Origin of the sequence: Pseudonocardia thermophila (genome assembly GCF_900142365.1) — a bacterium.
Lineage (GTDB): Bacteria > Actinomycetota > Actinomycetes > Mycobacteriales > Pseudonocardiaceae > Pseudonocardia > Pseudonocardia thermophila.
The window spans coordinates 1-19,387 of record NZ_FRAP01000029.1 but is presented as its reverse complement, the minus strand read 5'-3'; the positions used below and the strand labels follow the sequence as shown (position 1 = coordinate 19,387).

Annotated in this window: 20 protein-coding genes, 1 tRNA gene and 1 pseudogene; 9 read left to right on the top strand and 13 right to left on the bottom strand. The window is 72.8% G+C overall.

Translation table 11 applies throughout. The features are described from left to right. Positions 1–32 precede the first annotated feature (32 nt). From BUE41_RS27855 to fes, 6 genes are all read right to left on the bottom strand, one after another. The gene (locus BUE41_RS27855; RefSeq protein WP_073460324.1) at positions 33–893 is read right to left on the bottom strand and encodes a hypothetical protein; all 861 of its coding nucleotides are present in this window, start codon (positions 891–893) and stop codon (positions 33–35) included. Beyond that, positions 883–1,062, bottom strand: coding sequence for a hypothetical protein (locus BUE41_RS27850; RefSeq protein ID WP_073460323.1), 180 nt, complete (start codon positions 1,060–1,062; stop codon positions 883–885). The genes BUE41_RS27855 and BUE41_RS27850 overlap by 11 nt, the downstream gene beginning before the upstream one ends. Positions 1,063–1,141: 79 nt before the next feature. After that, positions 1,142–1,882, bottom strand: a complete 741-nt coding sequence (locus tag BUE41_RS27845; protein ID WP_200804143.1) for a DNA methyltransferase — start codon at positions 1,880–1,882, stop codon at positions 1,142–1,144. A gap of 64 nt (positions 1,883–1,946) precedes the next feature. Next, on the bottom strand, positions 1,947–2,324 hold the full coding sequence (locus tag BUE41_RS27840; RefSeq protein ID WP_073460321.1) for a nuclear transport factor 2 family protein: 378 nt from the start codon (positions 2,322–2,324) through the stop codon (positions 1,947–1,949). 88 nt (positions 2,325–2,412) lie between these two features. Continuing rightward, on the bottom strand, positions 2,413–2,823 hold the full coding sequence (locus BUE41_RS27835) for a MarR family winged helix-turn-helix transcriptional regulator (protein WP_200804142.1): 411 nt from the start codon (positions 2,821–2,823) through the stop codon (positions 2,413–2,415). After that, positions 2,820–4,127 (bottom strand): enterochelin esterase, encoded by a 1,308-nt coding sequence (fes, locus tag BUE41_RS27830; RefSeq protein WP_200804141.1) that lies wholly within the window; start codon positions 4,125–4,127, stop codon positions 2,820–2,822. Before fes ends, BUE41_RS27835 begins: the two co-directional genes overlap by 4 nt. 47 nt (positions 4,128–4,174) lie before the next feature. Here fes and fepB point away from each other — a divergent pair, with 47 nt between their 5' ends. Continuing rightward, positions 4,175–5,131, top strand: a complete 957-nt coding sequence (gene fepB / locus BUE41_RS27825) for a Fe2+-enterobactin ABC transporter substrate-binding protein (protein WP_073460320.1) — start codon at positions 4,175–4,177, stop codon at positions 5,129–5,131. Positions 5,132–5,162: 31 nt separating this feature from the next. Here the strand turns inward: fepB and BUE41_RS27820 are convergent, their stop codons facing one another. From BUE41_RS27820 to BUE41_RS27810, 3 genes are all read right to left on the bottom strand, one after another. Then, positions 5,163–5,564 (bottom strand): VOC family protein, encoded by a 402-nt coding sequence (locus BUE41_RS27820; protein WP_073460319.1) that lies wholly within the window; start codon positions 5,562–5,564, stop codon positions 5,163–5,165. A 4-nt stretch (positions 5,565–5,568) separates the two neighbouring features. After that, positions 5,569–6,048: a SixA phosphatase family protein gene (locus tag BUE41_RS27815; protein ID WP_073460318.1), complete on the bottom strand. Its 480-nt coding sequence runs from the start codon at positions 6,046–6,048 to the stop codon at positions 5,569–5,571. Positions 6,049–6,135: 87 nt separating this feature from the next. Next, positions 6,136–6,209 (bottom strand) — tRNA-Gly (locus tag BUE41_RS27810). A 179-nt stretch (positions 6,210–6,388) separates the two neighbouring features. Here BUE41_RS27810 and BUE41_RS27805 point away from each other — a divergent pair. Together BUE41_RS27805 and dcd are read left to right on the top strand one after the other, a co-directional pair. After that, entirely contained in the window at positions 6,389–7,519 is a 1,131-nt protein-coding gene (locus BUE41_RS27805) for a UDP-N-acetylglucosamine 2-epimerase (protein WP_073460317.1), read from the top strand. 17 nt (positions 7,520–7,536) lie between these two features. Beyond that, the gene (gene dcd / locus BUE41_RS27800; protein WP_073460355.1) at positions 7,537–8,121 is read left to right on the top strand and encodes a dCTP deaminase; all 585 of its coding nucleotides are present in this window, start codon (positions 7,537–7,539) and stop codon (positions 8,119–8,121) included. Positions 8,122–8,124: 3 nt separating this feature from the next. Here the strand turns inward: dcd and BUE41_RS27795 are convergent, their stop codons facing one another. Beyond that, complete coding sequence (locus tag BUE41_RS27795; RefSeq protein ID WP_073460316.1) at positions 8,125–8,880, bottom strand: ABC transporter permease; 756 nt, start codon at positions 8,878–8,880, stop codon at positions 8,125–8,127. Continuing rightward, positions 8,877–9,800: an ABC transporter ATP-binding protein gene (locus BUE41_RS27790; protein ID WP_327194790.1), complete on the bottom strand. Its 924-nt coding sequence runs from the start codon at positions 9,798–9,800 to the stop codon at positions 8,877–8,879. The genes BUE41_RS27795 and BUE41_RS27790 overlap by 4 nt, the downstream gene beginning before the upstream one ends. A gap of 177 nt (positions 9,801–9,977) precedes the next feature. On the opposite strand from BUE41_RS27790, the gene BUE41_RS27785 reads away from it, so the two are divergent. Continuing rightward, positions 9,978–11,156 carry a sensor histidine kinase gene (locus BUE41_RS27785; protein ID WP_234997632.1) on the top strand — a complete coding sequence of 393 codons (1,179 nt, stop codon included), beginning with the start codon at positions 9,978–9,980 and terminating at the stop codon, positions 11,154–11,156. Further along, positions 11,153–11,767, top strand: a complete 615-nt coding sequence (locus BUE41_RS27780) for a response regulator transcription factor (RefSeq protein WP_073460313.1) — start codon at positions 11,153–11,155, stop codon at positions 11,765–11,767. Before BUE41_RS27785 ends, BUE41_RS27780 begins: the two co-directional genes overlap by 4 nt. A gap of 78 nt (positions 11,768–11,845) precedes the next feature. Here the strand turns inward: BUE41_RS27780 and BUE41_RS27775 are convergent, their stop codons facing one another. Continuing rightward, positions 11,846–12,166 (bottom strand): YybH family protein, encoded by a 321-nt coding sequence (locus tag BUE41_RS27775; protein ID WP_234997629.1) that lies wholly within the window; start codon positions 12,164–12,166, stop codon positions 11,846–11,848. A 295-nt stretch (positions 12,167–12,461) separates the two neighbouring features. Here BUE41_RS27775 and BUE41_RS27770 point away from each other — a divergent pair, with 295 nt between their 5' ends. Next, positions 12,462–13,373 carry a hypothetical protein gene (locus tag BUE41_RS27770; protein ID WP_073460312.1) on the top strand — a complete coding sequence of 304 codons (912 nt, stop codon included), beginning with the start codon at positions 12,462–12,464 and terminating at the stop codon, positions 13,371–13,373. 85 nt (positions 13,374–13,458) lie between these two features. Here the strand turns inward: BUE41_RS27770 and BUE41_RS27765 are convergent, their stop codons facing one another. Next, positions 13,459–15,720 (bottom strand): (Fe-S)-binding protein, encoded by a 2,262-nt coding sequence (locus BUE41_RS27765; protein ID WP_073460311.1) that lies wholly within the window; start codon positions 15,718–15,720, stop codon positions 13,459–13,461. A gap of 984 nt (positions 15,721–16,704) precedes the next feature. Here BUE41_RS27765 and BUE41_RS27760 point away from each other — a divergent pair. The 3 genes and pseudogenes from BUE41_RS27760 to BUE41_RS27750 all read left to right on the top strand — a co-directional run. Then, complete coding sequence (locus BUE41_RS27760; RefSeq protein WP_073460310.1) at positions 16,705–16,968, top strand: hypothetical protein; 264 nt, start codon at positions 16,705–16,707, stop codon at positions 16,966–16,968. Positions 16,969–16,972: 4 nt separating this feature from the next. After that, positions 16,973–17,458, top strand: a complete 486-nt coding sequence (locus tag BUE41_RS30540; RefSeq protein WP_073460309.1) for a hypothetical protein — start codon at positions 16,973–16,975, stop codon at positions 17,456–17,458. Then, positions 17,445–19,387 (top strand): annotated as a pseudogene (locus BUE41_RS27750) (ATP-binding protein); the annotation flags it as partial. The gene BUE41_RS30540 and the pseudogene BUE41_RS27750, both read left to right, overlap by 14 nt.

Below are 19,387 nucleotides of genomic sequence, written 5' to 3'. Positions count from 1 at the left end.
CGCCCGCGAGCAACTCGCCGCGCCGACCGGGTTCAGAACGCCTCTGCCTCGGGTGACACCGGGAGCGAGCACAGGCGGGCGCCCTGCGCGAGGGTGGTCTCTGCGGCCGCGACCGATCGGCGGCCGAGCCCGCACGAGGCGGCGACGTCGACGGTGGCGCCGACCGCGTCCTCCACGGTCGCGAGCAGCTGGTCGCACTGCTCGTCGGTCAGCTCCTCGTGCAGAAAACCCGCCACCACCCGCGTGCCGACGGGCAGCCGCAGCCCGGCGAGCGGGGCGTGGAACGCCGGGTCGAGGGTGGGCGGCAGGTGGCCGGCCGCCAGCGGCAGGTGCACGAACTCGAGCCTGCGGCCGGCGGGCCAGGCGCGGGCGACGGCGTTGGTCAGCGTCACGAGCGGGGCCGTGCTCGGCGTGCCCGCGAGCGCGCGGTGGCCGAGATCGCCCAGGCACAGGTGCAGCCCGAACCGGGTGCCGACCGGCGAGGGCCGCGCGAGGCGGGCGAGCCCGCGACCGCACCACGCGGCCGTGAACCCGCGCAGCACCGCGGGTGTCTTGATCACGACGACCTGCTCGGCCGGTGCCTCCAGCTGGAACACCGCACGGTCGCCGAGCTGCTGTCGGATCTCGGTGATGTGGCGGGTCGTCGCGTCGGTGAAGGCGCCGCGGTGCCGCAGCGGCCCGGTGGGACCGAGGGTGAACAACGCCATGTCCAGATCGCTCGGGATGCCCACCTGGACGGACCCGGTCCATCCGGCGGCGCGCGCGATCCGGTCCAGCTCCTGCGCGTGCCGGGGGTGGCCGAGGTCCAGGTCGATCCCGCGCAGCCGGCGACCGCGGCGGACCCGGAGGTTGAGCTGGTCGTCGTAGTCGGTCCAGTTCCCCTCACGGCGCACGTCGAGGCTCGGGATGGTCGCGCAGGGACACGATCGTCCCGACGACCCAGTTGCGCCGGTCGCCGGTCTCCCCGTCGGGGAGGTGGGCCAGCCGGCCGCGGGAACCGACGATCATCGCGCGCACCGCCTCGTCGGCGGACTCCGCCGGATAGCTCCCGATCAGGTGCATCGAACGGCGTCGTCCGCCTGCTGCCTCGGCCGTGGGCGGCGCAGCGTAGGGCACGGATCGGACGAGCAGGAGGAATCGATCAGTTCGACTGCCGCCGGGCAGGTCCGCTCGGCCGAACCGGTTGATCGAGCCGGCCGGGCCAGCGCCGGGTCGGCGGCGCCTTCCAGAAGACCAGGAAGTACGAGTGGTTCTTGCGGGCGTGCCGCTGCCGCAGCACCCGGCTCACCCCCGGCCGCGTCGGCCGGGTGACGACGAACAGGTCCTCGGTCTGCAGGCCGTAGCTCGTGTACTCGTTGATGATCTCGACGTGGGTGAGCCGCTGGCGGTTGGCGCACACCTCGTCCTGGCACTTGACGATCGCGATGCCGCCGTCCCGCAGCACCCGCACCGCCTCCCTGCCGGCGGCGAAGTACAGCTCCAGGACCGCCTCGTGGTACTTCGCGGAGCCGGGACGCGTGGCGTTGTTGCGGTAGTACGACTCGAAGTTCTGGTGACCCACGTGCGCGCCCTGGCCCGGCGTGTGCATGTACGGCGGATCGATCACGATCGCGTCGATCGATCCGTCGGCGTACGGCAGCGCCCGGCAGTCCACGCCGTCGGTGATGTCGGTGGCCAGCAGCGTGATGTCGGGGCGGTCGACCCGGCGCCAGAACGCACCCGACCCGTACGTCACGTCCGCGACGACCGCGCCCGTCTCGACGTACAGGTCCAGGATCTGCGGGAAGACGTCTGCGTTGACCCCCACGTGCGACGACAGCACCAGGTCGTTCGTGGCGCGCCCCCGCTGCCGCCTACCGCTGCGAACGTGGGTCTCGGGCACGAGCGAAACGTAGCCCATGACCGTGCCCGGAACCCACGTTCGCCACACGATCCAGGCAGCCCGGTCAGGCGGGTACGGCGTCCAGGAACCCGTAGACGCTGCGGATCCGGCCGCTGTCGTCGGTGACCACCACGTCGAACCCGACGACCGGGGGCGCACCGGCACCGTCGAGGACCTCGGCCGGCCCGGCGACCCAGCGGAACCGCGCCTGCCGGTGGTGCCCGTCGACGGCGCCGTCGAGGCGGAACTCGAATCCGGGCAGCTGCTCGCGGGCGGCCGCGAGGAACCCTGCGATGCCGTCGTGTCCGCTGACCTCGGCCAACGGATCGACGTAGGTCGCGTCGGCGGTGAACAGGTCCGCCACCGCCGCGGCGCGCGCCGCCTCGTCGGGCTCGTTGAACGCAGCGAGGTAGCGCTTGGCGAGGTCCGTGTAGTCGGTCATCGTTGCCCTCCGTGTCGTCGCTCTGCGGCTGACGTGACCGAGCCTGCTGCGCGCCCGTCACCGAGGCGATGACCTGCGGGGTAAGCCGCTAGAGACCCTCGACCGCGCGATCGAGCAGCCGCACGAGTGCGGCGCGCTCGTCCTCGGTCAGCCGGTCGAGCGGCGACCCGCCGACCAGCCGCGCACCGATCCGCTTCACTACCTCCACCCCCTCTGGGGTGAGGCGGGCGTGCCGCTGGCGGCGGTCGCTGCGCGACGGCACCCGTTCGAGGAGCCCGCGCTTCTCCAGCCCACCGGTGAGGGTGGAGATCCGGGCGGGATCGAGCGCCAGGCGCTCGGCGAGCTCCCCCTGCGACACGACCTCGTCCCGCAGCGTCCGCATCAGCCGGGCCTCCAGCGGGCTGATCCCCTCCTCGGCGCAGGCGGTCTCCAGCAGGCGGTTGAGCTTCGCCGCGGCGTTGAGGACGGCCTCCCCCACGTCGCGGGGCGCCGGGGTCACCACGCCGCGGTCAGGGCGATCAGCCCGTCGGCGAGGCCGACGCGCCAGCACGCCTGGTCGTGCCCGCCGTTGTACTCGCGGTAGGTGAGCGCGTCGCCGCGCGCCCGCAGCGCGTCGCGCATCCGGCGGGTCGGTCCCAGCAGCACCCACTCATCGGTGCCCACCTCGAGGTGCACACCGTGGGTGCGGGGCCCGAACGGCACGACGTCGGTCAGCCACTCGGCGTCCGCCCCGCCGGCGGGGTTCGGCCACCAGAACGATCCGGACTGGCTCAGCGCACAACCGAACCGGTGCGGCGCCGTGTGCGCCGCGTACAGCGCGGTGAGCCCGCCGAGGCTCTGCCCGGCGACGATCGTCCGCGCCGGGTCCACGGTCAGCCGCGCATGCTCGCACGCCCAGCCCAGTAGGTCACCGGCCAGCCAGGCCACGAACGCGTCGTCGCAGCTCAGCTCCCGGGTGCGGGTGACGAAGTCGCCGGAGGACACCCCGATCGTGCGCAGCGGTGGCACCCGCCCGGTGGCGAACAGAGCGTCGAGGATCGCCGGGAGCCCCGCCCAGTGCTGCCCGTCGAGCAGGACCAGCACGGGCAACGGCACGGCCGGGTCGATCCCGGCGGGATCGTGCAGCCAGACCTCGCGGCCGGCGAGCACGCCGCGGTGCACGACCCCGGCCGGGCCGGCGGGCAGCGGCTGCGGCCACGCCGGAGGCGGCGCATCGGGCAGGGACGCGACCGACGTCGTCTCGTCGAGCTGCTCCCGGGCCAGCGGGTCCGGTCCCGCGTGCAGCATGGCGGTGAACCAGCGGTGCAGCGACGGCCGGTCGGCCGGATCGGCGACGGCGGTGGCGCGCTCGCGGCGCATCTCGATCAGCTCGGCATCAGCTCGCTGCACGCGGGGCGCTGCGCCGGGCACCAGCACCGCCACCGTGTAGGAACCGCGCCAGTCCCGACCCAGCCGATAGGTGAGGGCCCAGACATCGGTGCCGGGCAGTCGTTCCATGCGGCTGCGCTCGTACGCGGTGGCGTCGGCGAGCTTGTTGACGAACAGCAGCACCTCGGTCGCATCGGCCGACCGCACGAGGAAGGTGACCGCGCGGTGGGTGTCGTCGCCGGGGATCGGGTCCACCAGCGGCGTCCCGACCCGGGCGATCCGCTGCCAGAACGCGGGACCGCCGGCCTCGGCGAGCAGCGGGCAGGCCGCGCGCGGATCGAGCCGCTCGGGCGGCCGGTCCCGTCTCCGCTGCGGCGGCACGGTCACGGCGGCTGGACCGACCGGCTTCGGCCGGGGCCGCGTCGGCGCGATCACAGGAACCTCACTTGACAGTAGGTTAGGCGTCCCTAAACATCCTTGCAATGCGTCAACGATATGGGATCGCGGCGATCCTGGCCACCGCCGCCCTGCTGCTCGCCGGGTGCGGCGGCGGATCGGCAGAGCCCGCACCGACCCCCGAGGAGGACACCCGCACCGTGACCCACGCGCTGGGCACGACGGAGATCCCTGCGTCGCCGCAGCGCATCGCGTCGGCGAGCATCACGATGACCGGCCCGCTCCTCGGACTGGACGCCCCGGTGATCGCGACCGCGACCACGGCCCCGAACACCTCCGTCGCGGACGCGAACGGCTTCTTCAAGGCGTGGGCCGGCGTGGCCGCCCAGCGCGGCGTCGTCCCGCTGGGCGGGCCCGAGGTGCCGATCGAGGCCGTCGCCGGGCAGCGCCCCGATCTCATCGTGGGCAGCGCGGTGGGCGCCGACGCCGTGACCCCCGAGGTCTACAACCGGCTCTCGCAGATCGCCCCGACGATCGTCTTCGACCACAGCGGGGTCGGCTGGACGGAGCTCTCCGCCACCCTCGGGGCGGCGCTGGGCCGCGAGGAGCAGGCCGAGGCCGCCGAGGCCGAGTTCACCGCCCGGGTCAAAGAGCTGGACCTCGACACGTCCCACCCGGCCGTCGCGCTCACGGTCGTGCCCGACGGGCTCAACGTGTTCACCCCGGAGTCCGCGCAGGGCAAGCTGCTGATCTCGCTCGGGCTGACCGTCCCGACCGTCGAGGCGTCCGGCACGGGCGGGCTCTCCGGCTCGGACAAGCGCCGGGACGTGGTGTCGGTCGCCCACGAGCGGGCCGGCTCGCTCGGCGACGCGACGCTCTACATCGTCAACGCCGAGGCCGCGGACGTCGAACGGTTCCGCAGCTCCTACCCAGTTCTCGCGGCCCTGCCCGCGTTCACCGAGGGCCGGGTGCATCCGCTGGGGCCGGAGTCGTTCCGGCTCGACCGCTTCGCCGCGCTCGCCGTCCTCGACCGCCTGCGCTGAGCCGCCGGCCGGGCTGCGCGCCCGTACGGTGTCAGCCCGGCCACGGCTCGCGCCGCGCCAGCAGATCGGGGAACTCCGGCTGGAGCACGCAGAACTCGTTCCGCCACGGGTCCTGCAGCACCCAGAACCGGAAGCCGCGCTCCTCCTGCAGGGCCAGGCGGGTGGCGCCCAGCGCCTCCAGACGCCGCACCTCGGCCTCGACGTCGTCGGTCTCGATGTCGAGGTGCACACGCTCCTTGCCGACCTTCGGATCCGCTGTCCGTTGCAGCAGGACGCGCACCTCGGTGTCCGGGAGCCGCAGCCTGCGGTAGATCGGCGTGCTGTGCTCGGAGATCCGTTCCTCGACGGCACCGAGCGCGGCCGACCAGAACGCCACCCCGGCGTCGAGGTCGCTCACGTCGATCACGACGTGGCAGAGCCGGCTGCGGTGCACGGCGCTACGCCGGGCGCGGAGTCGCCGCGGCTTCCAGGATCGCCCAGCCCGGGCCGACGTCGAACCATTCGCCGTCCCCGCGCAGCACCGCGATCGAGGACGTCTTGAGCACGCAGTCCGAGCCGGAGAGGTCCTCGACGAGGTCCTCCAGCCCGGGATTGTGCCCGATGAACAGCACCGTGTTCGCGGTGTCGGGCAGCTCCTGCGCGACCGCCACCAGATCCGCCGGGTACCCGGGGTAGAGCAGCGGCGCGACGCGCACCTCCGGCGCGGTGGGCAGCTCCGCGGTGACCAGCGCGCAGGTCTCCCGGGCCCGCTGCGCCGGGGAGCACATCACCAGGTCGATCGTCCCGACGTGCTCGGCGAGCCAGCGCCCGGCCAACGGAGCCTCCCGTCGCCCCCGGTCGGCCAGTGGACGGTCGTGGTCCGGGACGTCACCGGGCCACTCGGACTTGGCGTGGCGGAGGAGGACGAGACGACGCACCGGATCATTGTGGAGCGCGCCTGCGAGCCGGGGCAGCGGGGCCGAAACGACGTCGGCCCAGGTGCTCTGACCTGGGCCGACGCGCTATGGAGCGGATGACGGGAATCGAACCCGCGTTCTCAGCTTGGGAAGCTGATGTTCTACCATTGAACTACATCCGCATCGGATGTTGACCATCTTAGCACCTCACCCGGAGTCACCAACTAGGCCGTCCGCCTGCGTCCGTTGGGGTGGTTGTCCGGTTGCCGACGCCGCTCGGCGCATCCGGGCTCGACGCTCCGGTGATTGCCGACGCACACTGTGCTCGGCCAGCTCCCCCGGCTGTTGAGGACACCCCCCGATGACCGAGTTCGACGCGTCCCTCGGTGCGCTCCCCGTGCCTGAGCACGATCACGACGTGCTGCTCGTAGCGGGGAGCCGTTCCGAGGTGGCGCGCCTCGCCCCGGTGGCCACCGCGTTCGCGGCCGCCGACCGGATCCGCGCCGTGACCGTCGCGACCGGGCCCGACGCGATGGGCGTGCACGAGGCCTTCGAGGCCATGGGCGTTCCGGCCGACGTGACCGTGCTCGTGCGGGAACCGATGGCGCCGCACCCGGCCGGGATCGCATCGGTCCTGATGGGCAGACTCGACGACCTGCTGATGGACCTCGATCCGTCGGCCGTGCTCGTCCACGGCGGCGGCATGACGGCCGTCGTCACGGCGATGACCGCGTTCTGGCGGCAGATCCCCGTGGTGCACCTTCAGGCCGGGGTGGCCAGCGACGACCTGCTCTGCCCGTTCCCGCAGGAGGCGAACCGGCGGATGATCGGACAGCTCGCGTCGCTGTTCCTCACCACCAGCGGCACGGCCATGGGCGGCCAGCTCGGCCCCAACGCGATCCCCGTCGGGGACACGCTCCACTCCAACCCGCCCACGACCGATCCGCGGTTCGCTCACCTGTTCCGGCGGGTGCGGGCCGCGGGCATCCGGGTCGTGGCCGTCGGACTCGACCGCGGCGACTCCCTCGGTGTGCTCGCCGGCCTGCCCGACCTGCTCGACCGCGAACCCGACATCGAGGTGGTGCTGTTCGGCGAGCTGGCCGCGCACGGCGCCGGCAGCCCGCTGCTGGAGCACCCCCGCGCCACGGTCGCCCGCGAGGTGGCGCTGCCGGATCTGATGATGCTGGTCGCCGCGAGCATCGTCCTCGTCAGCGACGATCCCGAGCTGGTCGCCGACGCCCCCGGGCTGGGTACCCCCGCCGTGCTCGTCGACGGACCGCACGTGCCGGAACCGGGTGACTCGATCCGCAGCATCGGCAGCCCGAACGTCATGACGACGGTGCGCCAGATCCTGGCCTCCGGGCAGGGCCCGCAGCTGGAGGATTCCGACGGGCTGGAGGCCGCCCGCGTGGAGCAGGCGGTGGCGTGGATGTTCGGGCTGTGCCCGTCGCCGCTGCTCAGCTCGCCCCACCCGACACCGACGGAGTACTGAGCCGTTACGGTGGCGCCGTGCTGCTGTCGGACGGGGACCTCCGCAAGGAGATCGAATCGGGACGGCTCGGCCTGGACCCGTGGGACCCGGCCATGCTCCAGCCGTCGAGCATCGACGTGCGCCTGGACCGGTTCTTCCGGGTGTTCCAGAACTCCCGCTACACCCACATCGACCCGTCGCTGCAGCAGGACGAGCTGACGACGCCGGTCGAGGTCGACCACGACGATCCGTTCGTGCTGCACCCCGGCGAGTTCGTGCTCGGGTCGACGTTCGAGCGGGTCGAGCTGCCCGACGATCTGGCCGGACGGCTGGAGGGCAAGTCGAGCCTGGGCCGGCTCGGGCTGCTCACCCACTCGACCGCCGGGTTCATCGACCCCGGATTCACCGGCCACATCACGCTGGAGCTGTCGAACGTCGCGAACCTGCCGATCACGCTCTGGCCCGGGATGAAGATCGGCCAGTTGTGCCTGTTCCGGTTGTCCAGCCCGGCGGAGCGGCCGTACGGGTCCGACGGTGTCGGGTCCCGCTACCAGGGACAGCGCGGCCCGACACCGTCGCGGGCGCACATCAACTTCCACCGGGTGGACACGAGGCGGGGCTGACCGTCAGCGCCGGGGGTCCCACCGGAAGCGGCGACGGGCGAAGGCCGCGAACCCCACGGTCCACGCCACCGTCGCCGCGAGCGCCAGCGCCGGCACCAGACCCCCGGCCCACAGTCCGCCCTCGACCGCGAACCGCACCAGCACCCCCGGCCCCGCGCCGGGCACGGCGAGCAGCGCCTGCCACCACCCCTCCAGTGGCACGAACGTCACCACGACAGCGCCGGCGAGCAGCAGGAACATCAGCGGGAGCGTCGTGATCTGCGCCCGCTCGGCCGACGGGGTCACGACGGCAGTGGCGAGCGCCGCCGCGATCGCCTGCGCCAGGCCCGCGAGGACGGCGAGCACGAACGCGAGCGGATCCGTCGCGAAGGGGACGCCGAAGACGGCGTTCAGCACCGCGAACACCACGATCTGCCCGACCGCCACGACCGCACTCGGCGCCACAACGGCCACCAGCAGCCCGGTGTCGGTGAGGCTGCTGGTGCGCATCCGCTTCAGCACCTTCTGCTGGCGGCGCGCGACGACGGTCTGCGTGGCGGTGACGTAGAGCCCCATCCCGACGGCGACCGCGAGCTGCAGCGCCACGACGGTGGCCGGGTTCTGCCCGCTGAACGTCAGCACCCAGAACAGCCCGAGCCCGAGCGGCACCACGAGGCTGGACACGAGCAGGGTGCGGTTGCGCAGCACGAGCCGGGTCTCGGCGGCGGCGAGGGCGGCCACCCGCCCGGTCGGTGTGCCGGTCACGGCGGTGGTCGTCACTGCTCCTCCTCGGCGCGGATCGAGTGGTAGACGTCGGCCAGCGAGGCCGGAGCAGCGCGCAGGCCGTCCAGGCGGACGCCGTGCGCGTCGGCCCACGTCAGGAACGCGGTGAGGTCGCGCTGCAGGTCGCCGCTCTGCACGGTGAGGCGGTCACCGCTGCGCTCCACCCAGCCGGTCAACTCAGGCAGGGCGGGCGCGTCCGGTGGAAGCGTCGCGGAGAAGCTCGCGGGCTGCGCGGCGACGATCTCCGCGAGCGTGCCGGTGACGGCGATCCGGCCCCGGTGCATGATCGCGACGCGGTCGGCCAGCGCCTCGGCCTCCTCCAGGTAGTGCGTGGTCAGCAGGACCGTCCGCCCCGCTTCCTGCAGCTCCTGGATCGCGTCCCACGTCCGCCGCCGCGCCTGCGGATCCAACCCGGTCGTGGGCTCGTCGAGGATCACCAGCTCCGGTGAACCCCACACCGCGAGCGCGAGGTCCAGCCGGCGCTGCTCGCCGCCGGACAGCTTCCCCACCGGCACGTCTCGACGGTGGCCGAGCTCGAACCGCTCCAGCAGCCGCTCCGGGCGGTCCGGCCGCTCGACGAGCTGCTGCCACAGCTGCAGCGTCTCCAAGACGGTCAGCTCCTCGACGAACCCGCCGTCCTGCTGCTGCACGCCCATGCGCGCCCGCAGCTGCGGCGGCCGAGTCCGCGGGTCCATCCCCAGCACCGAGACCTCGCCGGTGCTCGGCGCGCCGAAGCCCGCCAGGACGTCGAGGGTGGTCGTCTTCCCGGCGCCGTTCGTGCCGAGCAGGGCGAACACCTCCCCGCGCCGGATGTCGAGATCGATGCCGCGGACGGCCTCGAAGTCGCCGTAGCGGACCCGCAGCCCGCGGACGACGACAGCGGAGGCGTCCGACGCCGCGCCGGGTCGTGCGATCACCGGTTCCTGTCTCGTCCGTGTCATGGCGACCAGGTTCGTCGCCGGCGGCCCGTCTCCGTAGTCGCCGCTGTCACCGGTCCGGTTGACACCGCTCAGGCCCGGCCATGACAGGTGTCATCACCGCAGGCCACGGCGCTGCGCCACCGCACCCGGCTCGGTTACGGTGCGACCGTGGTGATGTCCCTCGAGGAGCGGCAGCTGCGCGCTGCGCGCCGGTTCGGCCGGATCGGGCTGGCCCTCACCCTGCTCTGGATGATCGCCATCCCGGCGATCACCCTGCTCGCCCCGACGCGGTTCCTCGCGGTCCTGCTCACCCTCTACGCCGCGGCGCTGGGCCTGCACCTGTGGCGCGTCCGCCAGGTCACCCGCTCGCTGGGCAGCCCGGCGCCACCGTGGTTCGTCGTCGCCGCCGTCGTGGTCGGGCTCGGGCTCACGCTCGTGGGCCTGTCGAGCGCCCCGCTCGGGTTCATGTGGGCACTGGTGACCGGGGTGCTGCTCGGCGACGTCGTCGGTGGCAAGCCGGCCAAGGTGACGGCCGCGTGGGTGATCGGCGCGGTCGTCGTCGTCGCCGCGGCCGGTTGGCTCGTCGTCAGCCTCGCCCCACCGCCCGCCGCGGATCCGTTCACCGGCGAGACGGTGCCCGCACCCTTCGAGCTGCAGGTCCTGATGGTCGGGGCGGCGGCGTTCTACGTCGGGTCCTTCTGGTACGTCGACGTGGAACGGCTGTGGTGGCTCAAGGCCGTCACCGACATGGACGACTCCCGCCGCCAGGCCGCCGAGCTCGCCACCACGCGGGAACGGCTGCGCCTCGCCGACGACCTGCACGACATCCTCGGCCACGCCCTGGAGGTGGTCGCGTTCAAGAGCGAGCTGGCCGCCCGGCTGCAGTCGGTCGACCCGGAGCGGGCCGTCGCCGAGATGGAGGAGGTGCAGCGGGTCGCTCGGCAGTCGCTGCGGGAGGTCCGCGCGCTCGTCCACGACGCCCGCTCGACCGACCTGCGCACCGAGCTGGCCGGTGCCCGCGCCGTGCTGGACTCAGCGGGTGTCGCGCTCGTCGTCAGCGGCGATCCCGACCAGGTCGGCCCGACCGCCCGCACCGTCTTCGGGCGGGTGCTGCGCGAGGCGATGACCAACGTGCTGCGCCACGCCCAGCCCAGCCACTGCCGCATCGAGATCTCCTCCACCGACGGCACGGCCCGGCTGCGGATCGCCAACGACGGGGTGCTGCCCGGGGCCGATCCCGCCGGCAGCGGCATCGCCGCGCTGCGCCGCTACCTCACCGACCACTCCGGCCGCCTCGACGCCGGACCGACCCCCGACGGATCGTTCGTCCTCTGCGCGGAGCTGCCTGCATGACCCAGCCCATCCGACTCGTCCTCGCCGACGACGAGTCGCTCACCCGCGGGGCCGTCGGGACCCTGCTCGGTCTGGAGCCCGACATCGTCGTGGTCGCCGAGGCGGGCGACGGGGAAGCGGCCGTCGCCGCCATCCGTGAGCACACCCCGGACATCGCTGTGCTCGACGTCGAGATGCCCGGCAAGGACGGGGCCGAAGTGGCGCAGTGGGTGGCGGAGAACCAGCCCGGCACGCGCTGCATCATCCTCACCCGACACGCCCGGCCGGGGGTGCTGCGCCGCGCGCTCGGCGCCGGGGCTCGCGGGTTCGTCTCGAAGAGCGCACCCGCCAGCGTCCTCGCCGACGTCGTGCGGCGGGTCCACGGCGGCGGCCGCTACGTCGATCCCGACCTCGCGATGACGGCCCTGATGACCGATGAGTGCCCGCTCACCGAACGGGAGCTGGAGGTCCTGCGCCACGTCGACGACCGCGGTACCGCCGCCGACATCGCCCGCCGCGTGCACCTGTCGCCGGGCACCGTGCGCAACTACCTGTCCTCGGCCATGCAGAAGCTCGGCGCCGGCACCCGGACCGAGGCGGTCGAGCTCGCCCGCGACCACGGCTGGCTCTGACCGCGCAAACCTCCGGCCGCACCGGACGTGCACGCCCCACCCGGGTCCCGGCCGCCGCTCGAGTCCGAGCCGGGCGCATCACCGGGCGCGGACGGCGTCCTGGTGGGCGGCGAGGAGACGGGGAGCGTCGATGCTGCCGTGGTGGTGGACCTGCCGCCACGTCCCGTCGTTGGCGAAGATCCTTGTGGTGCGGATCCGCAGCGGCTGCTCGCCCGACGTCGGATGCTGGTCCGTCCCGGTCTCCCGGCCGGTGGGCACGACCGAGTCACCGAGCCAGTGAGTCGCCGCGTCCCCGAACGTCACCTGCACGTCCGGGGACCCGGCGAACACCCGTTCGTAGAGGTCGCGCACTGCAGCGCGTCCGCGCAGGACCCTGCCCACCGGATCGTTCAGCTGCACCAGCGGATCGTCGGCCATCCGGCGGCCGAGGCGTCGAGGTCCTTGCTGTTGAGCGCAGAGTGGAACGTCTCGAGCGCAGCCAGTGCGCCGGCCCGCCCGGGAGACCGGACCTGATCGACCCGGGACCGGGCGTCCGGACCGAAGCGGTGATCGACCGTCGATCACCCTCATCACCTCACCACCGCCGGGCGCTCCATCCGGGCTCCGCGGGTTCGCCTCGAAGAGCGCCCGCCGCAGGAACCTGACCTCCGACCACGGCACCGTCCGACCACGCAGCGCGTACGCTTGCCCGACGATGGACGAGCGCCCGACCGAACCGCCGCCGCGGCTCCCCGCGACCCGTCCGGCCGCCCCGGGTGGCGAGCCCCCGCCCGGCGACGAACCGCGACCGCGGGCCGGTCGGGGTCCGACCCCGCCGAAGCGCGGCTTCGACCGGCGCCGGTTCGTCCGCACCCCGCGTGCCGCCGCCGGCGCCGGGCTGGCCGCGGCGTTCCTGCTGCTCTGGCCGTTCTCCGGGTTCTCGTGGATCCCGCTGCTCGTCGGCTTCGCCGCGCTGCTCGTCGTGCGCATCCTGCGCTTCGACGGGCTGCTGCGCGGCTGGGACCTCCCGCTGGCCGGGCTCGTCGTCGTCATCGGTCTGATGTGGAGCACCAGCCCGTGGGCCTGGGCGCTGGCCGCCGCCATCGGCGTGCTCATCGCCGGGCTCGCGCGCCTGCCCGACTGGCGACTCGCCGCCGTGGGTGCGGTGGCGTGCCTGATCGCCGGCACCGGGTACGGGCTGTCGCTCCACCGCACCGACGAGCAGATCCGCACCGAGCTCTCCCAGAGCAACGACCGGCAGCGGGCCATGGTCGGCGAGAGCCGCCCGGACCTGGTGCTGCCGGCGATGCTCAAGGCGCTGAGCACGGACTCCCGCATCACGTTCTGCCGCATCCTGCGCGACGAGGCCGAGGCCGCGGTGATGGCCGCGACCGGGACCCCGAGCTGCGAGGCCGCGGCCGGGGAGCTGCACCGGCGCATGGCCGGGGCGACGTACGACGCCCGCGCGCTGCCCGCCCCGGTCGCCACGCCGTCGGGCTGGGAGGTGAACGCCTGCGACACCCCGTGGGCGCAGGCCGCGAGCGCCCTGCTCGGCAAGGTCTCCGTCTTCCGCACCGCCCCGGACGTGCAGCGCTTCGCGGTGTCCGGGTTCGGCCCCTGCCCCTGAGCCCCGAACGCAACGAACGGCCCTTTCGTCCACTCTGAGTGGACGAAAGGGCCGTTCGTTGCGTCTTCCGGCTTGAGGTGCTCGGTCAGCCCCGGGTCTCGTCCTGCCCGGCACCAGCCGCCGCACCCGCGGTGTCGCCGCGCTTGACGGCCTCCAGCAGCATCTGCGCGACGTCCTGGACCTGCACGTTCTCGGCCCGGCCCTCGCCCTGCTTCTGGGTGAGGCCGTCGGTGAGCATCGTGCGGCAGAACGGGCAGCCGACCGCGATGGTGCCGGCACCGGACCCGCCGGCGGCGTCGAGGGTGTCGATCGCCTCGGTGGTGCGGGTGACGTTGACCCGCTGGCCGATCCGCTCCTCCATCCACATCCGCGCACCGCCGGCGCCGCAGCACATCGAGCGGTCCGCGTGGCGCGGCATCTCGGCCAGCTTCGCCCCGGCCGCACCGACCAGTGCCCGCGGCTCCTCGTAGACCTCGTTGTGCCGGCCCAGGTAGCACGGGTCGTGGTAGGTCACCGGGGCACCGGTGTCCTCCGCCGGAGCGGCGACCGGCACGAGCTTGCCCTCGCGCACCAGCTTGTTCAGCAGCTGAGTGTGGTGGAAGACCTCGTAGTGCCCGTCGAGCTGCGGGTACTCGCGGCCGAGGGTGTTGAAGCAGTGCGGGCAGGTCGTGACGATCTTGCGCTTGCCCGGCTCGCGGCCGTCGAAGACCTCGTTGAGCATCTCGACGTTCTGCTGGGCGAGCATCTGGAAGAGGAACTCGTTGCCCGCGCGGCGGGCCGGGTCACCGGTGCAGCCCTCCTCTGTGCCCAGCACCACGTAGTTCACGCCGGCGCGGTGCAGCAGCTCCGCGGTGGCCTGCACGGTCTTCTTGGCGCCGTCGTCGAACGCACCCGCGCACCCGACCCAGAACAGGTACTCGGTCTCCGGCTTGAGCTCGCCGTCGAAGACGGGCACCTCGAAGGGCAGCTTCTTCGCCCAGTCCATGCGGTCGCGGGCGTTCTGCCCCCACGGGTTGCCCTTGTTCTCCAGGTTCTTGAACAGCACCCCGAGCTCGGACGGGAACTCCGACTCGATCAGCACCTGGTGGCGGCGCATGTCGACGATGTGGTCGACGTGCTCGATGTCCACCGGGCACTGCTCGACGCACGCTCCGCAGGTCGTGCACGACCACAGCACGTCCGGATCGATGACGCCACCCTGCTCCAGGGTGCCCACCAGCGGCCGGGCGGCCTGCTCCGGCCCCGAGCCGCGGACCCGCTCGTAGCCCGACTCCGGCACCCCGTGGCGGTGGCCGTCGCCGTTCTTGAGCTCGGAGAAGTCGATCGACCCCTCCTCCGGCGCCTGCTTCTGCCCGAGGATGTACGGAGCCTTCGCCATCAGGTGATCACGCAGGTCCATGATCACCAACTTCGGCGAGAGCGGCTTACCGGTGTTCCACGCCGGGCACTGGCTCTGGCACCGCCCGCACTCGGTGCAGGTGGCGAAGTCGAGCATGCCCTTCCAGGTGAAGTCCTCGACCTTGCCGCGGCCGAAGATGTCGTCCTCGCCCGGGTCCTCGAAGTCGATCGGCTTGCCGCCCGAGGTCATCGGCAGCAGCGGGCCCAGCGCCTTCGGCAGCCGCTTGGCCGAGACGTTGATCGGCGCCAGGAAGATGTGGAGGTGCTTCGAGTAGGCGACGATGACCAGGAACACCAGCATCACGCCGATGTGCAGCAGCAGCCCGACCGACTCGAGCACCTCCAGCACACCGTGCGGCAGCCCTTCGAACAGCTTGCCGAGCCCGATCGAGGCCCACGCGCCCGACGTGTACGGGAACACGCCCAGCGCCGACGCGGCCGCGCGGAAGAAGAACAGCGTCCAGAGGACGTTGAAGATCATGAACAGGATCAGCCACGCACCGCCGGTGTGGCTGCCGTAGAAGCGCGACGCACGCTGCTCGCGCTCCGGGGCGTTGCGGATCCGGATGACCGTGAAGACGCCGAGCGAGATCAGGCAGAGCACACCGATCGTGTCCTGCAGGAAGCCCAGCACCGGCCACGTCCCGATCAGCGGGATGGCGAAGTCCGGAGTGAACAGGGCACCGTAGGCCTCGATGTAGACGGTCAGCAGGATGATGAACGCCCACATCGTGAAGAAGTGGGCGAGCCCCGGTACCGACCACTTCAGCAGCTTCCGCTGCCCCAGCACCTCGACGAACTGTCGCTTGATGCGTTCACCGAGCTGGTCGGAGCGCTCGTGGTCGGGCTGGCCGGACTTGATCAGTGCGTAGAGCGTGTAGGCGCGCCTGCTGACGAGCGCCAGCGTGAGCACCGTCAACCCCAGGCCTATGATCAGTCTGACAATCACCGGGCTTCCTCCAAGGACTGGCCGACGTGCGATGGTCCGCCGGCCGGGTTCGCAGCCTAGACTGCAGACCAGGCGTTATGCCCGACGGACATGTCGGGGATTCGCCCGGGAAACTACTTGCCGGTATCGCGCGGCGCCACGCGCCCTCCCGCGCGGTGGGTCACACCCCACTCACCCCTGCCACGACAACGCTGTGACCAGCGGCGACGACCGCTGCCGCGGCGCTGGGACGATCCAGAGAAGTTGACCACACCGGCACAGAACGGACCGTCGAGGCACCCGGGTGAGCGTGACGATCACCTCACCGGAGATGCGCCACACCCGGCCGGTCCTGCCGCCGACCGGGCGCATCCCGCCCGGCGCTTCGCGCTGGGCCACCGGATCGGGCCGCGAGCGGTCGGCGGATCGACACGCGGTGTCGCCGCCGAGTCGGTGCAACGTGCGCCGATCGGGTGGTTGGGTGCACAGTTCCGCCGACCACTGCCGGATCGCGTCCCGGCCGACTACCGTGCCTTCCCGGATCGGTCTCCGGCGGATCGGCCGGAGCCGACCACGAGCAGACACCCACCGGAACGGACCGTCGAGCGCACCGCGATCGGAGCACCGCCCCATGGAGCCGAGCACCACCCGGGCATCCAGCGGTGATCCCGCACTCCAGCGCCTGCAGTGCGGGTGGCCGCCTGCCCGCACCCGCCACGGAATTCCACCGGAGCGCTTCATCCAGATTTCCGGGAATGCATCCGGAAGATCACGGGGAGGAATACAGGAGAACACGACCGAACGACGCCGGAATCGCCCGATCGGGCATCGTTCGCGCATTACCGGCCGGGCCCGGCCGACGGTGTCTGCACCCCGGTGGCCCGGCTACAATTCCGCCGCCACGACATGTCCGGGCCCGAGGTCGCGCGTGGTGCGCGTGGCACCGCGGGCGACGTGGTCGGCCACCCGAGGTGATCGGTGGCTGCAGCGGAGTGAGGAGTCGTGATGGTGGGACCGCAGCAAGCACTCGTGCTGGCCGCGCAGGGGGTGACCTCCGGACCTCTCCAGAGCTGGATCCAGGACAACATCGTCCCGCTCGTCCTGCTCGCCATCGCGATCATCATCCTGTGGATCGGCGGCCGCGGCGACAACGCCGGTGTCGCCCGGCGCAGCGTGGGGCTGGTCATCGGACTGGTCGCGCTGGGCATCGCCGTGTCAGGACGGGCGGCGGACGTCGGCGCGTTCCTCGCTCGCCTCATCACCGGGTGAGGTTGTGCTCGTCCGCACCGACGACGAGGTCTACCGCGTCGACTCCGTCTGGCTCGGTCCACCGCGGGCCACGTTCCCCTGGCGCGCCCGCTACGTCAGCTACGGCGTCGGACTGATCGTGATGATCCTCGTGATGTTCGTGCAGCGCCGGCTGGGCATCGGCCTGGACTTCATCTCGGTGGCGTGGGCCCTGCTGATCACGATCGTCGTCACCCGCTTCATCGGCAAGCGGATCGACTACGAGCGCCCGCTCAGCCAGGTGCTCACGATGTTCCGCCACGAGGTCGCCGGACCGCGCCCGCGCACGAGCCCGACCGGTGGACCGGTGCGCTCCGGACACGTCCGGATCACGCCCGCCCGCAGCGCCGCGCGTGGCAGAACCGCGGAACGGCGCACCGGTGGCAGGGTGGAGTGGACCACCGCCGACCGCTCGACGACGCGCGCCGCGTGGTCGAAGCGGCCGAAGGGACGTGCACGTGGGACGAGGTAAGGCGCCGCGCGAGCGGCCGGCCCGCCGGACGGGCCGCCGGCGCGGGCGGGCACTGGCCGGCGAGGCGGGGCTGCCGACCTACACCCCGGACATCGCGCTGCGCTCGATCGACGGCCACATCACCCGCACGTCGACGCAGGTGATGGCGTGGTACCGGCTGGCGGCGCAGGCGTGGAGCTTCCGCAGCGACTCCCAGCGGGAGATCCTCATCCGCCAGATCGCCGCACAGCTGGGCGAGCTGCAGGGCCGCTGGCTGCACCTGCGGGTCACCACCCGCCCCTACCCGGTCCACATGTGGGCCGAGGCGTTCGACAACAACGCGATCGGCCGGATGCCCGACGTCGCGGGCGCGCTGGGCTGGGACGCGTTCCTGGAGGGCGAGCAGCGCCACCTCATGGGCCTGTCCATGTCGGACAAGGAGGTCTTCCTCGGCGTCGAGGTCTCCGGGCGCAGCATGCTCGACCGCTGGGTCGACGCGGCCTCCCCGGTGCTCGGCAAGGTCGCGCCGAAGACCGTCGACGCGGAGCTGGCGGCGCTGCGGTCGGAGATCGCGCACATCGACGCGCTGGTGGCGGGCAACGGGCTCGACGCCGTGCCGGCCTCGCCCGAGGACATGGCCTGGCTCATGCACCGCTCGTGCGCTCTCGGGCTGCCCGCACCGCGCACGATGTCGATCGTGCCCGGCGGGCACGGCCGCTGGGAGACCGAGGACCTGGCCGCGTTCACCGACGGGGTCGAGCTGTCCCAGGAGCCCTACGCGCCCACGGTGCGGGTGGTCGGCCGGATCCGGTCGCAGACGATGTCCCGCCACGTCGCTGTGCTGACCGTCGGGCTGATGGACGACCTGCGCATCCCCGAGGTCGACGACCCGTGGATGCAGCACTCCGACCGGCTGCCGTTCCCCGTCGAGTGGTCGGCGCGGATCTACGTGCGCCGCCCCGAGGAGGTCGCGGGCGAGCTGCAGCGCCAGATGGGCAAGGTGCGCAGCCAGATCCGCCACTACACCCACGACCACGACCTCGAGCCGCCGGTGTCGCTGGCCCGTCAGGCCGATCGCGTGCTGGAGGTCGAGGACGAGCTGTCCAACGGGCTCACCCAGCTCAACACGCGGCTCTACGGCTGGTGGCGCATCGCCGTTGCCGGCAAGGACGAAGCCGAGGCGGTCGCGCGCGCCCAGCAGGTGCACGACCTCTACGCGCCGAAGGTGCGCATCGAGCACCCGGAGGCGCAGTACAAGTACGCCCGCGAGTTCATCCCGGGCGAACCGCTCGCCTCCACCGCCTACCGGCGGCGCGGCTCGGTGATGTGGGCGGCCGCCGCCGTCCCCGCCGCCACCGCGTCGGTGGGCGACCGGCGCGGGATCATGCTCGGCGAGACCTGCACCGCCACCCGCCGGCCCGTGGCGTGGGACCCGTGGCTGGCCCAGGAGGTGCGCCGCGCGTCCGGCCTCACGGCGATCGTCGGCGGCCTGGGCTCCGGTAAGTCGTTCCTGACCGGCACGATCGTCTACAAGACGCTGCGGGCCGGGGCGCGCTGGACGGTGCTCGACCCGTCCGGACCGCTCGCCGCCCTCACCCGCCTGCCGGAGCTGGCGCCGTTCTCCCGGCACATCAACCTGCTGCGCGCCGATCCCGGCATCCTCAACCCGTACCGGGTGGTGGCCGAGCCGAAGCCGGAGCACTTCGCCGACGAGGAGGACCCGGAGCGGGCCTGGCGCCGGGAGCGCTCGCTGGCCGGAGCGACCCGCAGGCGGCTGGTGCTCGACGTGCTCACCGGGCTGCTGCCGTTCGAGGTGGCCCGGCTCCCGCACAGCCGGATCGTGCTGCTGCGCGCGGTCCGCGAGGTCGGCGGCGGCCCCGACCGGCACCCCGGCCAGGTCATCGACGTGCTGCGCCGGCACGCCCGCGAGGGCGAGGAGCACGCCGGGGT

Bases quoted from the DNA above. Each gene is read 5' to 3' on its own strand.
- BUE41_RS27805 (WP_073460317.1), top strand. From the start codon at position 6,389: ATGACCGAGTTCGACGCGTCCCTCGGTGCGCTCCCCGTGCCTGAGCAC.
- fepB (WP_073460320.1), top strand. From the start codon at position 4,175: ATGCGTCAACGATATGGGATCGCGGCGATCCTGGCCACCGCCGCCCTG.
- BUE41_RS27780 (WP_073460313.1), top strand. From the start codon at position 11,153: ATGACCCAGCCCATCCGACTCGTCCTCGCCGACGACGAGTCGCTCACC.
- BUE41_RS27785 (WP_234997632.1), top strand. From the start codon at position 9,978: ATGTCCCTCGAGGAGCGGCAGCTGCGCGCTGCGCGCCGGTTCGGCCGG.
- BUE41_RS27840 (WP_073460321.1), bottom strand. From the start codon at position 2,324: ATGACCGACTACACGGACCTCGCCAAGCGCTACCTCGCTGCGTTCAAC.
- BUE41_RS27850 (WP_073460323.1), bottom strand. From the start codon at position 1,062: ATGCACCTGATCGGGAGCTATCCGGCGGAGTCCGCCGACGAGGCGGTG.
- BUE41_RS27770 (WP_073460312.1), top strand. From the start codon at position 12,462: ATGGACGAGCGCCCGACCGAACCGCCGCCGCGGCTCCCCGCGACCCGT.
- BUE41_RS27760 (WP_073460310.1), top strand. From the start codon at position 16,705: ATGGTGGGACCGCAGCAAGCACTCGTGCTGGCCGCGCAGGGGGTGACC.